This is a genomic window from Mesorhizobium sp. SEMIA396, from assembly GCF_024518615.1.
Lineage (GTDB): Bacteria > Pseudomonadota > Alphaproteobacteria > Rhizobiales > Rhizobiaceae > Mesorhizobium.
Genome location: NZ_JANIFC010000002.1, coordinates 728,965 through 741,286 on the forward strand (window position 1 = coordinate 728,965; position 12,322 = coordinate 741,286).

General features: G+C 63.0%; 15 protein-coding genes. 7 read left to right on the forward strand and 8 right to left on the reverse strand.

From position 1 onward, the window contains the following. Positions 1 to 220: 220 nt before the first annotated feature. Complete coding sequence (locus NP503_RS08470) at positions 221 to 1,435, forward strand: AI-2E family transporter (RefSeq protein WP_127267505.1); 1,215 nt, start codon at positions 221 to 223, stop codon at positions 1,433 to 1,435. Between the two features lie 12 nt (positions 1,436 to 1,447). Here NP503_RS08470 and NP503_RS08475 read toward each other — a convergent pair whose 3' ends face one another. The 3 genes from NP503_RS08475 to NP503_RS08485 form a co-directional block, all read right to left on the reverse strand. After that, entirely contained in the window at positions 1,448 to 2,344 is an 897-nt protein-coding gene (locus NP503_RS08475) for a DMT family transporter (RefSeq protein ID WP_127267506.1), read from the reverse strand. A 129-nt stretch (positions 2,345 to 2,473) separates the two neighbouring features. After that, positions 2,474 to 3,238: an arginyltransferase gene (locus tag NP503_RS08480; protein WP_023810205.1), complete on the reverse strand. Its 765-nt coding sequence runs from the start codon at positions 3,236 to 3,238 to the stop codon at positions 2,474 to 2,476. A 140-nt stretch (positions 3,239 to 3,378) separates the two neighbouring features. Beyond that, positions 3,379 to 3,849, reverse strand: a complete 471-nt coding sequence (locus NP503_RS08485; protein ID WP_127267507.1) for an RDD family protein — start codon at positions 3,847 to 3,849, stop codon at positions 3,379 to 3,381. A 208-nt stretch (positions 3,850 to 4,057) separates the two neighbouring features. Here NP503_RS08485 and sthA point away from each other — a divergent pair, with 208 nt between their 5' ends. After that, complete coding sequence (gene sthA / locus NP503_RS08490; RefSeq protein ID WP_127267508.1) at positions 4,058 to 5,446, forward strand: Si-specific NAD(P)(+) transhydrogenase; 1,389 nt, start codon at positions 4,058 to 4,060, stop codon at positions 5,444 to 5,446. Positions 5,447 to 5,472: 26 nt separating this feature from the next. On the opposite strand, the gene NP503_RS08495 is transcribed toward sthA, so the two are convergent. Next, entirely contained in the window at positions 5,473 to 6,141 is a 669-nt protein-coding gene (locus NP503_RS08495) for an alpha/beta hydrolase (protein WP_127267509.1), read from the reverse strand. 202 nt (positions 6,142 to 6,343) lie between these two features. On the opposite strand from NP503_RS08495, the gene NP503_RS08500 reads away from it, so the two are divergent. Continuing rightward, a complete protein-coding gene (locus NP503_RS08500) occupies positions 6,344 to 7,579 on the forward strand; it encodes an OpgC family protein (RefSeq protein WP_127273590.1) in 1,236 nt (411 codons plus the stop codon). Between the two features lie 2 nt (positions 7,580 to 7,581). Here NP503_RS08500 and NP503_RS08505 read toward each other — a convergent pair whose 3' ends face one another. After that, on the reverse strand, positions 7,582 to 8,661 hold the full coding sequence (locus NP503_RS08505) for a LacI family DNA-binding transcriptional regulator (protein WP_127270806.1): 1,080 nt from the start codon (positions 8,659 to 8,661) through the stop codon (positions 7,582 to 7,584). A gap of 155 nt (positions 8,662 to 8,816) precedes the next feature. On the opposite strand from NP503_RS08505, the gene NP503_RS08510 reads away from it, so the two are divergent. Together NP503_RS08510 and NP503_RS08515 are read left to right on the forward strand one after the other, a co-directional pair. After that, positions 8,817 to 8,960 carry a hypothetical protein gene (locus tag NP503_RS08510; protein WP_126068772.1) on the forward strand — a complete coding sequence of 48 codons (144 nt, stop codon included), beginning with the start codon at positions 8,817 to 8,819 and terminating at the stop codon, positions 8,958 to 8,960. Between the two features lie 62 nt (positions 8,961 to 9,022). Continuing rightward, on the forward strand, positions 9,023 to 9,160 hold the full coding sequence (locus tag NP503_RS08515) for a hypothetical protein (RefSeq protein ID WP_127270808.1): 138 nt from the start codon (positions 9,023 to 9,025) through the stop codon (positions 9,158 to 9,160). A 34-nt stretch (positions 9,161 to 9,194) separates the two neighbouring features. On the opposite strand, the gene NP503_RS08520 is transcribed toward NP503_RS08515, so the two are convergent. Continuing rightward, positions 9,195 to 9,569: a DUF423 domain-containing protein gene (locus tag NP503_RS08520; protein WP_127272732.1), complete on the reverse strand. Its 375-nt coding sequence runs from the start codon at positions 9,567 to 9,569 to the stop codon at positions 9,195 to 9,197. Between the two features lie 39 nt (positions 9,570 to 9,608). Then, positions 9,609 to 10,871, reverse strand: a complete 1,263-nt coding sequence (locus NP503_RS08525; RefSeq protein ID WP_127272733.1) for a multidrug efflux MFS transporter — start codon at positions 10,869 to 10,871, stop codon at positions 9,609 to 9,611. Between the two features lie 180 nt (positions 10,872 to 11,051). Here NP503_RS08525 and NP503_RS08530 point away from each other — a divergent pair, with 180 nt between their 5' ends. Both NP503_RS08530 and NP503_RS08535 read left to right on the forward strand, forming a co-directional pair. Further along, positions 11,052 to 11,717, forward strand: a complete 666-nt coding sequence (locus NP503_RS08530; protein ID WP_127271432.1) for a GntR family transcriptional regulator — start codon at positions 11,052 to 11,054, stop codon at positions 11,715 to 11,717. 86 nt (positions 11,718 to 11,803) lie between these two features. Continuing rightward, on the forward strand, positions 11,804 to 12,064 hold the full coding sequence (locus NP503_RS08535) for a DUF982 domain-containing protein (protein ID WP_013532263.1): 261 nt from the start codon (positions 11,804 to 11,806) through the stop codon (positions 12,062 to 12,064). 66 nt (positions 12,065 to 12,130) lie between these two features. Here NP503_RS08535 and NP503_RS08540 read toward each other — a convergent pair whose 3' ends face one another. Further along, on the reverse strand, positions 12,131 to 12,283 hold the full coding sequence (locus NP503_RS08540) for a hypothetical protein (RefSeq protein WP_013532262.1): 153 nt from the start codon (positions 12,281 to 12,283) through the stop codon (positions 12,131 to 12,133). Between the last annotated feature and the right edge of the window lie 39 nt (positions 12,284 to 12,322).

Below are 12,322 nucleotides of genomic sequence, written 5' to 3' on the forward strand. Positions count from 1 at the left end.
GAGGGGGAGATGTCGCCAAAGGCGACAGAGGGGGTCGGCACGACTGGACGCGACCTCCTTCGCCGGCAGAGGAGGTTAGCGCTTCACGCGCGGCGACCCCCTCTGGCCTGCCGGCCATCTCCCCCTCGAGGGGGGAGATCCCCAATCATTTGGACTATCGTCACGATTGCTGCACTATATCAGTGCATAGACAGGAGGGGTGTTTGGGAGAGCCAGGCGTTTGAAGGAAGCAAAAATCCAGAAACCGGAACGGCAGCAACGCCTGTTCGGCCTGTCGACGCCGCTCAGGTCCGCCGTCATCCCGCCGCTGTCGGCGGCGCGCTGGCTGCTGGTGCTGATCGTCGCCGCCGGCGTTTATTTCTTCCACGGCTTCCTGTTTCCGGTGCTGGCGGCGCTCGTCATCGCTTTCGCAAGCTGGCCGCTTTACCGCCGCCTGCTTGTCGCGGTCAGTGGCAACCGCACCATCGCCGCGACCTTAGCCATCCTCTTTATCTTAGCCTTCCTGGTGATCCCGATCGCGCTCGCCGGCACCTATGCGATCAACGAGGTCCGCGAATGGGTCGCCTGGGCGATCGAGACCAACCGTCATGGCGCGGTGACACCGCACTGGATCGCCACCATGCCTGTCGTGGGCGAGTGGCTGAACCAGCAGTGGACGACCAATTTCGGCCATCCCGGCGGCATTGGTGAACTGATCCAGCTGGTCAGCGGCGCTAACATCGGCAGCATCTATCGCGGTGTGCTGGCCGCCGGCGGCAGCGCTTTCGGCTTGCTCCTGACATTGTTGTTCATGATGATCGCGTTGTTCTTCGCCTATCGCGACGGCGAGCATTTTGCCGGCCAGGTCGACCGTCTCGGCGAACGCATCCTGCCGACCAGATGGGAACGGATTTCGCGCGTCGTGCCCGCGACGATCTCGTCGACCGTGACCGGCATGACCGTGATCGCCATCGGCGAAGGCCTGGTGCTGGGCATCGCCTACTGGCTGGCCGGCGTGCCGTCGCCGGTCACGCTTGGCGCCTTGACCGGCGTCATGGCGCTGATCCCTGGCGGTGCGCCACTGTCGTTCACGCTGGTCTCGATCTATCTGGCCGCCAGCGGCTCGCCGATGGCCGGGCTGGCACTGTTCCTCTGGGGTGCGGTCGAACTGTTCATCGTCGACAAGACACTGCGCCCGAAGCTCGTCGGCGGGCCGATAAAACTGCCCTTCCTGCCGACGTTTTTCGGCCTGATCGGCGGCGTCAAGACCATGGGGTTTCTCGGTCTGTTCATCGGCCCGGTGCTGATGGCCCTGCTGGTCGCGATCTGGCGCGAATGGCTTCGCGAGGTGGAAATGGCCGATGAAGTCGTCCCGGGCTCGCCAGCCGAAATCGAAGCCGGTCCGCAAATCGAGGTCCTGCCGGAACCCGACGTGGCGAAGAAGGCCAGCGCCTGATCTCAACGCGCCTTAGACCGGATGTTGCACCGCAAGGTCGCCACGCCGCTTGCGTCCCTCGTGAAGCTGCCACAGCGAATGCGCGATCAGCGTGACGATCAGGATCGCGCCGCCGATCAGGCTGTTGCGCGTCGGTGTTTCGGCAAAGATCATCCACACCCAGACCGGCGCCAGCACGGTTTCGAGCAGGTAGAACATCGCCACTTCAGGGCCCGAAATGTATTTCGGCCCGGCGGCAAGGCAGAAGAACGCAATCGGCATGACGACGGCGCCGTTGAGGATGATCCACCAGGGCGCCTCCACCTGAAAGCCGGTGTTGGAGACCATGAACGCCGCCAGCCCGAAGGGCAGGACGACGCCGATCAGTGAGGTAAAGCCCATATCCTTGCCGCTGGCGCGCGAGATGGTGATGGCGCAGGCGATCAGGAAGGCCGAACACAACGCCATCAGGTCGCCGAACAGATGTCCGGTGCCAACGGAATCGCCGACGATGATGACGACGCCGACAATCATCATGGCCAATGCCGCAAGGGTCAGCGGCCGCGGCCGCTCCTTCAGGAACACCCATGAAAGCAGCGCGGCGAACATGGTTGTGAAGGCCAGGATGAACACCAGGTTGGCGGTCGAGGTGTTGTAGACGCCTGTGATGAACGCAATCGCGCCGAGCCCGTAGATCGCGGCAACGATCAGGCCCGACCAGCCAGGTATCAGCTGCGGCGCATTCTTGCTGAACGAGCGCCAGATGGTCCACATGATCAGTGCCGCGGCCAAGGTGCAGCCGGTGCGCAGCAGCAGGATTGTCCATGCCTCGCCGTGGGCGAGCCGGATCAGCGGGATGTCCACGGTCAGCGTCAGCCCGCCAAATGCGGTGAGCAGAAGTCCTTTGGTGTGAGTATCGTGAGACGACATGCAGCGACTTTCACAATGAATTCGGGAGAGGATGGCGGACCGGCGCAATCGCACGCTCTCCGCCAACCAGCGGAAAGACCAGCATCGTCTCGATTGAAAATGTTTAAGCCCGGACTTGGGAAAGAGTAATCAGCGCGCGACCGCTTCGTTGGTGTAGCGCTCCCAGCCCTTCGGGCCGAGATGCTCCTGCGGCATGAAGCGCATCTTATAATTCATCTTGCGCGAGCCGTTGACCCAGTAGCCGAGATAGACATGGGGCAGGCCCATCGCCCTGGCGCGGGCGATGTGGTCGAGGATCATGAACGTGCCGAGCGACCGTTCCTCGAAATCGGGATTGAAGTAGGAATAGACCATCGACAGGCCGTCGGCCATCTTGTCGGTGAGCGCCACCGCGATCAGCTCGCCCTGTCCCTTGCCGGTGATGAACGTGTCTGGTCCACGCCGCCGATACTCGATCACCTTGGTGTCGACATGGGTATCCTCGACCATCATCGCATAGTCGAGCACCGTCATGTCGGACATGCCGCCACGGCGGTGGCGGGCATCGAGATAGCTGCGGAACAGGGAATATTGTTCGGTCGAAGGCTCGGCATTGTGCATGTGGCCGACGAGATCGGAATTGTGCTGCAGCACGCGCTTCATGTTGCGGCTGGCGACGAATTCCTGGGCGAGGATGCGTACCGAAACGCAGGCGCGGCAGGTCTCGCAGGCCGGCCTGTAGGCGATGTTCTGCGAGCGCCGGAAGCCGCCTTGGGTCAAGAGGTCGTTCATCTCCGCCGCCTTGTCGCCAACCAGGTGCGTGAACACCTTGCGCTCGAACTGGCCGTCGAGATAGGGGCACGGCGACGGCGCGGTCAGGAAGAACTGCGGCGACTGGGTCGGATGCTGCGTCATCGAGCCTTGGAAACACTCCTTCGAATCGCTCTACCTTTGGCGCGGACGGCGAAAAATTCAACAGGATTATGTGGGCGTGGTCGACTCGACGCCTTCACATTTGTGCTCAATCGGTTGCGACTGCTCTTCAGAGGGCCGTTTCAGCGGTCCGTGCGGCTGACGACCGTGCCAAGCAAAAGATCGTGCAAGGTGCGCTTGCGGTCGGAAAACAGCGTCACCAGCAGGACGAGCGGCGACAGGATGACGTTGCCGGCCCAGAACAGCACCGAATGGACGACCGCGGTGAGGCCGTCGATCGGCCTGCCGTCGAGCCGGTCGAGCCGGATGCCCATCATCTTCATGCCCGTGGTGGCCTGGTCGGTGCTGCCCAGCGTGTTCCAGATGTAGAGGATGGCCACAGTCGGCAACAGGATACCGAACAGCATCCAGCCAAGCCCGAGGGTCAAAAGCCCGAGGAAGAACACCAGAATGGCAAACGGAATGGTAAGCAGCGCGACGATGACATAGTCGATCACGAAAGCCAGGATGCGCTTCGTGCGCACGCCGTCATAGGCCCTGACATCGTCGAGCCTGCTGGTGATGATTTCGCCGTCGAGAACGCGCGCGTTCATGTCATTTCCTCGTAACAAGGTCCGACATAGGGTGCGGACCGCTCAGCCATGAAATGGTGAAGGCCTGTGGCGGAATCAAGATCGGGCTTCTTGCGGTGCGCCGGCCTTCAAGGCGCCAGGCGCAATCTGAACCGGTTGAATTTGCGGCGCGGATAGCATTAGCTTGCTGCGGCGCAGCAAAAGCGCACATGGCAGGGGACGGGGCAATATGGACTACGACATGCTGGTCATCGGCAGCGGCCCTTCCGGTCGCCGGGCCGCGGTGCAGTCGGCCAAGCTCGGCAAATCGGTGCTGGTGGTCGATCGCGGCCGGCGTCTGGGCGGTGTCTCGGTGCATACCGGCACCATCCCGTCGAAAACGCTGCGCGAAACGGTGCTCAACCTTTCGGGTTGGCGTGAGCGCGGCTTCTACGGGCGCGGCTACCGGGTCAAGCAGGATATCTCGGTCGGCGATCTGGTCGAGCGCCTGCACAAGACGCTCGACCATGAGGTCGAGGTGCTGCAGCACCAGTTCATGCGCAACACGGTCAAGAGCGCCCGGGCTGCGGTGAAATTCCTTGGCCCCAACAAGGTCAGCCTGACCACCGACACCGGCGATTACAGCGAGGTCGGTTTTGCTAATGCGCTGATCGCGGTCGGCACCAGGCCGCACCGGCCGCGCGATGTGCCTTTCGACAAGACCCGAATCTTCGACAGCGACGAGATGCTGGAACTCGACCGCTTGCCGCGCACGCTGACGGTGATCGGCGCCGGCGTCATCGGGGTCGAATATGCAACGATCTTTTCCGCGCTCGACGTGCCGGTAACCTTGGTCGAGCCGCGCAACTCCATCCTCGATTTCGTCGACCGCGAGATCGTCGACGATTTCATCCACCAGATGCGCGATCGCGGCATGACCATCCGGCTGGGCAGCGCGGTGAAGGAAATCCGCTCCAAGCCTGATGCCGCCGAGGTGGAACTGGCCGATGGCCGCACCATTCGTTCAGAGGTCGTGCTCTACGCCGCCGGCCGCACCGGCAATGTCGGCAACCTGGGCCTCGATGTCGTGGGAATCGACGCCGACTCCAGAGGGCGCATCAAGGTCGATCCGCATACGTTCCAGACCAGCGTGCCGAACATCTACGCCGCCGGCGACGTCATCGGCTTTCCGAGCCTGGCCTCGACTTCGATGGAGCAGGGCAGGGTGGCGGCCTGCCATGCCTTCGGCGTGCCGTTGCCGCCGCCACCGGAAACATTCCCCTATGGCATCTATGCGGTGCCGGAAATCTCGACGGTCGGCCAGTCCGAGGAACAGGTGCGTGAAAGCGGTGCGGCCTATGAGATCGGCGTGGCGCGCTTTCGCGAGACCTCGCGCGGCCATATCATGGGCGTCAACACCGGCTTCCTGAAACTGTTGTTCTCGGTCGAAACGCGCCGTCTGCTCGGCGCGCACATCATCGGCGAGGGCGCCACCGAGCTCATCCACATCGGCCAGGCGGTGATCAATCTCGGCGGCACCGTCGACTTCTTCGTCAACAACACCTTCAACTATCCGACGCTCGCCGAAGCCTACAAGATTGCAGGGCTGGACGCCTGGAACAGGATGGGACGAGGGTAGGCCGGCTGGTCGTGGCGGCGAGCCTGTCAGCTTGCCTGCGCCACCGCCGCGGATCCCGACAGCCATTGTCTGACGATTGCGGCGTCGGCGCTGCCGAATTCATGACCTGATGGGACAATCCGGGCGTCGATCTCGGCGCCATGCTGGCTGAGCAATGTCACCAGAGCAGGGGCGAAGGGCGAATAGGTGAGATCCGCGGCGCCGGCGATCATCAGGACGCGCACCTTTGACAAATCCGTCGCCGGCACGTGATCGAGCACCGGCATCGGCCGCAGCAGCGCGGCGCGCTCGACGAGCTCCGGATGCAGCAGCATCAGGCTTGAAACCAGATTGGCGCCGTTCGAATAGCCGAGGAACGTCGCGCGTGAGAGATCGAGATGGTGGCGTGTGGCCGCGTCGGCGACGAAGCCCGCAAAGGCATCGGTCTCGGTGCGGATGCTGTGCTGTTCGAAGCGCGTCGGCGTGATGCGCGCGAACCAGCGGAAACCATCCTCCTGGACAATGCGGCCACGCACCGCGATCAGCTTGGCCCGCGGTGCGATCTCTCGTGCCAGCGGCACCAATGTCGTCTCGTCGACACCCGATCCATGCAGCAGGAAGAGACATTCGCCGGTTGAATCCGCCGGGCTGTAAAGCCGGTAGCTGAAGGCCAGATCACGCCGCTGCGCACCATCTTGTGAGGTCTCTTCGATCATCGCGCATCCTCTTGATTATATGAGGTTTCGCTCAATTTGCCGGCTTCAAAACGCAATATTTTCAAGCTCCGCGAAAGTTGATTGAACCGGGCGCATTACAGTCCGTTTCTCCGCCGATAACATTCCTTCGGGAGGAATCGAAGCGGTGCGCCGGGGGTCGCATTGCTCGGCATGAACAACCAGCTTTGAGGCCTTTTTGTCGATGACCACCCAGATTTCCCCGGACCGCGATTCGCGTGTCTCGGACCGCGATGCGCGTGTCCCCGATCGCACTGAGCGCGACACGCGCATAGACGTGCTCCGTGCTCTCGCTTTGCTGACCATCTATGTCGACCATGTGCCAGGTACCGCCTTCGAGTATCTGACCTACAAGAATTTCGGCTTTTCCGATGCGGCGGAAGTCTTCGTGCTGATCTCCGGCATCTCGGTCGCACTTGCCTATGGCAGGAAATTCCAACCTGGAAACCGGCTGCTGGCAACCCTGAAGATGTTGCGCCGCGCCGGTGTGCTTTATGCCACCCACATCGTCACCACCATGGTGGTGATGGCCATGTTCTGCGCTGCGGCGGTGTTTGCCAGGCGGCCGGAGCTTTTGACGATGATCAACATCGAGCCGTTGATCAAGAATACGCCGCAGGTGCTGATCGGCATCGTGACGCTCGGCCACCAACTCGGCTACAACAACATACTGCCCGTCTATGCGGTGCTGCTCTTGCTGACGCCGGTGTTCCTGCTCATTGTCAGCTATCGGCCGGTCTTGGCACTGGTCGCCTCCGGCGCCCTGTGGCTGGTCGCGGGGGTTTATCAAATTGCTCCGCCCAACTATCCCGAGCCCGGCTTCTGGTTTCTCAACCCGCTGTCGTGGCAGTTCCTTTTCAACATCGGCCTGGCAGGTGCATTGCATGTGCGTCGCGGCGGTACCATCCCGGTCAATCGCTGGCTGGTTGGCGCGGCCTTGGCCTACACCGCTGTGGCACTGGTCTGGGTGCACAGCCCGCTTTGGGGGCATATCTCCTGGTTTGGCCTGCCTCCGGTGCTGACCGGCTTCGACAAGACGTTCCTGTCGCTGCCGAGGCTGCTGCATATATTGGCGGTGAGCTACCTGATCGTGGCATTCCCGGCGGTCTCGAACCTGTTTCGCACCGGACGCGATCATCCGCTTGCCATATTGGGCAAACGATCGCTGCCGATTTTCATTGCCGGCACGGTGCTTGCAATGGCGGCGCAAGTGCTGAAGCTGATCAATCCGGGCGGATTTGCCTATGACAGCCTGTTGATATCGGCCGGCATCGTCATGCAGTTCGCGCTCGCCTACTATCTCGAATGGCTATCGGGCCTTGGCTGGTCCGGCAAAAGCAGGCCGGCTCACAACGCCGCACCGCCCGTCCATGCTGCATCCTTCGCGATGCCGGCCATGGCGACAAGAATGGGCCGTTGAGCTCAGGCGGGCGAGGGGCCGGATGAGGCTCGCACCACGAGTTGGACCGGCAGCGATTGCCGGCTGAACGAACCGTCATTTTCAAGGATCGCCTTGACGGCAAGGCGGCCCATCTCGGCGATCGGCTGGACGATCGTGGTCAGCGGCGGCTTGGAAACCGCCCCCTCCGGAACACCGTCGAAGCCGACGACCGAAACATCGCCCGGCACCGCAATGTCGTGCTGCCGCAGCCAGTCCAGCGCATGGAGCGCCATCCTGTCGGACATCGCCAGAATGGCTGTCGGCGTCTCGGCACCGGCGAAAATATGGTCGAGGCCGGCCCAAACGCTCTTCTCGTCATTGACGGTTTCGTAGATCGGCACGCGCGAGACGTCGACGCCGACCCGGGAGAGTTCGGCGAAATAGCCACGCAAGCGGTCGCGCGTAGCCGAGTAGAGGGCCATTTCCACCTGCTCCCTTGTGGTAGGGCCGAAGCCTGCGTCGGCACAGGGCAGGGTAAGCACGGCAAAGCGGCGATGTCCGAGTTCGGTCAGGTGGCGGGCGGCCAGGCCAGCCCCGGCGATGTTGTCGACGCCGATTGCTGCAACGGCGTCGTCGTCGTCCGAATCGAGATCGAGCGCGACAAAAGGGAGTTTGCGTTCACGCGCCAGTTCGACCAGCCTTGAACCGCCATCGACGCAAAAGACGATGAAACCGTCGACCAGCGCACTTTGGATGTTCCAGGCAAGCTGTTCGTTGTTGGCTGCGGAGACCAGCGAAATCCCCGCACCGGTCGCGTCGCAGGCCTGCGAGATGCTGGCCATCATCACCCGGGCAAAGGGGTCGTCGAAGAAATAGGAGAGGGGTTCCGCGGTCGCGACACCGATGGCATTGACCTTGCCGGCGCGCAGCAGCCGGCCCTTGGGATCCGGTCCGCCATATCCCATGGCCTCGGCTGCCGCCTTGACCCGCTCGCGGACCTCCTCGCGCACGATCTCCGGCCGGGCGAACACGTTGGACGCGGTGCCGTGCGACACGCCGGCCGCCTTGGCAATGTCCGCCAGACGGACCGGTCTTGTCTTTGCAGAGGTCAATGGCGCCATCTTCGTCTCCTGAATTCCTCCCTCCTAACACTTTCGTTGGATCGGTTCAAATTTTGACTTGATCACAGTCTCGGCAAGGCGTATGTTTGAATCGATCCAAGCGAACGGTGGTTCTCTAAATTGGATCGATTCAACATATTTAGGGGAGTTGTGCCATGCATCCCGTCAATTTTCTCTTCGAAGATATCTACCGCAACGACTGGAGCATCTCGTCGAACACCACGACGCAGAAGCGCCGTGGCAAAGCCAGCCCATGGGTTCGCGAGTTGCGGTTCCTTGTGGAGCGCAAGCGGAGCTGATCGTGGTCGGTTTTTCGCGCCTGTCGATTGGATCGATTCAAGGACTAGAAGGAGCGCACATCATGCATCCCGTCAGCTATCTGTTCGAAGACATCTACCGCAACTATTGGGGCATCGCGAGGCCGGAACGGCATTGGTTGGCGAAGCTGCGGCGACGCAATCGCGAATTGCTCATCAAGCCCGAGCGCCGGCAGGACTAGCAGCCCACGCTTTTACATTTGGCGCGGGCAGGCGTCAGGAACGCATGCGCACCAGCGCCGAGGCGGCGATCGCCAGCCAGCCGGTAATGAGTAGCGTGCCGCCGATCGGCGCCGACAGCGGGAACAGCCGCGACCCGATGAAATCGCGGGCCAGCAGATCGCCGCAGAACAGCAGAAGCCCAACCAGCAGGATCAGGCTGCCGATGCGCAGCATCCGGTTCGCCCCAAGCAATCCGGCGGCGAGGAAGACCGGCGCATGCATCAGCAGGAAGGATGCGGCGGTGCCGACGAAGGCGCCGCCCAGATGCGCCGCCGCGGCCGACAGCGCCACGCCGGCGGCGCCGCACAGGCCGCCGGCCAGGACGAGGATACGGCCGCTGTTGTCGGAAGGTCGTTCGGCCGTGCTCATGTCCATGGCTCCGTGATATCAGAGGGATGCCCAATCCCGTCAGGACTTGCCGGCTTTGGCGAGCATGTCCTGCTCGCGGCGCGACTGTGCCAGCCAGTTATACACCGCGCCCCCGGCCATCAAGACGGATGTGCCCAGAAACACCGAGCGCATGCCGAAATGGCCGCCGGCAAAGCCGCCGAGCAGGGGACCGGCGACCTGCCCGACATACTGGGCGGAAATCGACAGGCCGAGCACATTGCCGCCGACCCCATCGGGAACATTGTGGCGGATCACGCTGGTGATGCAGGGCAAGAGCCCGCCCAGCGCCAGGCCCATCAGGAAACGCAGGCCGATGAGTTGCCAGCTTTGCGTGACGAAGGCCTGCGGGATCAGCAGCAGTGCCGAGACGGCAAGCGCGCCGATGATGACGTTCCAGTGGCCGACGCGGTCGGCGAGTTTGCCGAGGCGCGAAGCCGACAGGATGGCGCCAAGGGCCGCCGCCGACATGACGACGCCTGATATCAGCGTGACGCGGCTCTGGTCCTCGATGAGCTGCTGCACATAGACGGTGATGATCGGCTCGATCGACATGGTGGCGAAGCTCAACAGCATGCCGGTCGCCAGCATGGCGACGACAGGCCGCTTGTCGGGGATTTGTGCCCAGCCGCCTTTCTGCTTCTGCTTCGACGCGGCGTCTGCTGTTTTCGGCCGGGGATTCTCCTTGATCAGAAACGTGGTCGCCAGGAACGCCAGGAAGATGACGCCGCCGGAGAGGAGAAAGGTGGCGCGGATGCCGATCAGCGGCGGCAGGGCGCCGCCCACCAGTGGGCCGACCAGAGCCCCACCCGTGATGCCGGCCGACAGCAGGCCCAGCGCCCAGCCGGAGCGTTCCTTCGGCGTCTGCATGGCAACGAGGATGGTCGATCCCGAGGAATAGCCACCGGCAAACCCGATCAGCAGCCGCAGCAGCACCAGTTGCCAGACCGTCTGCACCATGCCGGTCAGCGACATGCATATGGCCATGCCGAAGCTGGCGCGAACCAGCATCACCTTGCGGCCGTAGCGGTCGCCGAGACGTCCCCAGAGCGGCGCCACCAGCGCCGCCGCGAAGAACGTCGCGCCATAGGCTATCCCCGACCATTGCACGATCGCCGCGTGGCCCTCGGCGCCGAGCTGCTCGATATAGAGCGGCAGGAACGGCAAAAGCAGCGTCATGGCGACAAGCGTCGAAAACGATCCGGCAACGCACACGAACAGATTGCGCCGCCAGTGGATGTTGTAGGTGCTGTCGGTCGCCGGGGGCGTGTTCTGCTGCTGCATGTCATATGTCCTGTCCCAGCAACTCTTATCGATGCTTGCTGCGGATACCAATTTGGGATACCAAGATGGTGCCCCTGATGGACGCAAGCTTGACCGCTGTCAATGCGACCGTCTCAAACGTGATCGGAAAAGGCGGCCGGCAAGACGATCGCCAGCAACGATCAGAAAATGGAAACGACAATGTCGCAGATGCAGAGCGTCGAAAAACAGCTTCGGCAAATGATCCTGGGCCTCGAGATCGGTCCCGGCGAGAAGCTGACGGAGCGCTGGATCGAGAGCCGCTTCGGCGCGTCGCGAACCCCGGTCAGGGCAGCACTTCTGCGGCTCGAGACCGAGGGCCTGGTCGGCAGGGACGGACGTGGCTGGACGGTGTCGCCGATCAATCTGGCTGAACTCGAGCAGATCGCCGTCTACAGGGAAGCGGTCGAGGTTGCGGCGCTTCGCCTGACATGCAGCCTGGCGGACCGGAGCGCCCTCGATGTCATCGAGGCGATGCTCGAGTCCTGCGACAACGACACGCCGCGCGAGGAATGGCATCGCGTCGGCATGGATTTTCACATCGAACTGGCGCGTCTGTCGGGCAATGAATTCCTGTTCCGGGCGGTGCGCGATGCCATGACGCGCCTGTCGCGGGCGCGTTGGCTGGAGGTCCGCGACGAAGCGGCCCTCAGCCGCGCCTGGGCCGAACATCGCGCCATACTGGCGTCGGCACGCCTTGGCGACGCCGATGAAGCCGCGCGCCTGCTGTCAGGCCACATCGTCGGCAGCCGCGACCGGCTGGTGACGTCGCTGGCCAACGATCGGCGCGGTCTTCGCGCCAGAGGCTTTGCCGTCGTTGCTGCTTAAAGGTGGATGAAGGGGCGCAAAGCGGCGTCTGGACGTATGCGCACTTTCGCCTCGCTTCGCAGACGCCGATGGCGTAAGGAGCGGCCATGGAAAACAACCGATTTGAAACACCTGTGACTGTGAAGTCAGTCGCGGCGGGAAGCACTCAGCTCTTGCGCACGGCGCGTGAGGCTTCCGACTACCTCCTCAACAGCTGGCCCGGCAAGCGCAGCCCCAAGCATCGCGCGGCCCTGCAGGCCTGCCATGACGCACTCGCCGGCGACAAGCCGGCGATGAACGCCAGGCGTGCCTTCATCGCGGCAGCACGCGAAGTGGACGTGTTCGTCAGCGACAAGGCGCCCGCCTGACACAAGCCGACATTTGGGGCGGCAATCTGGATTGAGGCACGGCCCGCATCTGCGGGCCGTTTGCCGTCACTTTGCCGTTTCGGTTTCGGCTTCAGTCTCGTCTTCGGGCTTCGAACGTTCCCTCGCTGCAACCTTTGCTGCCAGCTTCTCGGCCTTCTTGGCCGCCTTCTGGCGGTCGCGTTCCTTGCGTTCCTGATCGTAGTTTGGTGGTCGCGCCATATTGGCTCCTTTTCACTGCCTCGCGGCTCTGGTCCTGCC

Excerpts from the sequence above, each read along its gene's own strand:
- NP503_RS08500 (WP_127273590.1), top strand. The coding sequence starts at position 6,344 with ATGACCACCCAGATTTCCCCGGACCGCGATTCGCGTGTCTCGGACCGC.
- NP503_RS08485 (WP_127267507.1), bottom strand. The coding sequence starts at position 3,849 with ATGAACGCGCGCGTTCTCGACGGCGAAATCATCACCAGCAGGCTCGAC.
- NP503_RS08535 (WP_013532263.1), top strand. The coding sequence starts at position 11,804 with ATGGAAAACAACCGATTTGAAACACCTGTGACTGTGAAGTCAGTCGCG.
- NP503_RS08515 (WP_127270808.1), top strand. The coding sequence starts at position 9,023 with ATGCATCCCGTCAGCTATCTGTTCGAAGACATCTACCGCAACTATTGG.
- sthA (WP_127267508.1), top strand. The coding sequence starts at position 4,058 with ATGGACTACGACATGCTGGTCATCGGCAGCGGCCCTTCCGGTCGCCGG.
- NP503_RS08495 (WP_127267509.1), bottom strand. The coding sequence starts at position 6,141 with ATGATCGAAGAGACCTCACAAGATGGTGCGCAGCGGCGTGATCTGGCC.
- NP503_RS08510 (WP_126068772.1), top strand. The coding sequence starts at position 8,817 with ATGCATCCCGTCAATTTTCTCTTCGAAGATATCTACCGCAACGACTGG.
- NP503_RS08530 (WP_127271432.1), top strand. The coding sequence starts at position 11,052 with ATGTCGCAGATGCAGAGCGTCGAAAAACAGCTTCGGCAAATGATCCTG.
- NP503_RS08520 (WP_127272732.1), bottom strand. The coding sequence starts at position 9,569 with ATGAGCACGGCCGAACGACCTTCCGACAACAGCGGCCGTATCCTCGTC.
- NP503_RS08480 (WP_023810205.1), bottom strand. The coding sequence starts at position 3,238 with ATGACGCAGCATCCGACCCAGTCGCCGCAGTTCTTCCTGACCGCGCCG.
- NP503_RS08540 (WP_013532262.1), bottom strand. The coding sequence starts at position 12,283 with ATGGCGCGACCACCAAACTACGATCAGGAACGCAAGGAACGCGACCGC.
- NP503_RS08525 (WP_127272733.1), bottom strand. The coding sequence starts at position 10,871 with ATGCAGCAGCAGAACACGCCCCCGGCGACCGACAGCACCTACAACATC.
- NP503_RS08505 (WP_127270806.1), bottom strand. The coding sequence starts at position 8,661 with ATGGCGCCATTGACCTCTGCAAAGACAAGACCGGTCCGTCTGGCGGAC.
- NP503_RS08475 (WP_127267506.1), bottom strand. The coding sequence starts at position 2,344 with ATGTCGTCTCACGATACTCACACCAAAGGACTTCTGCTCACCGCATTT.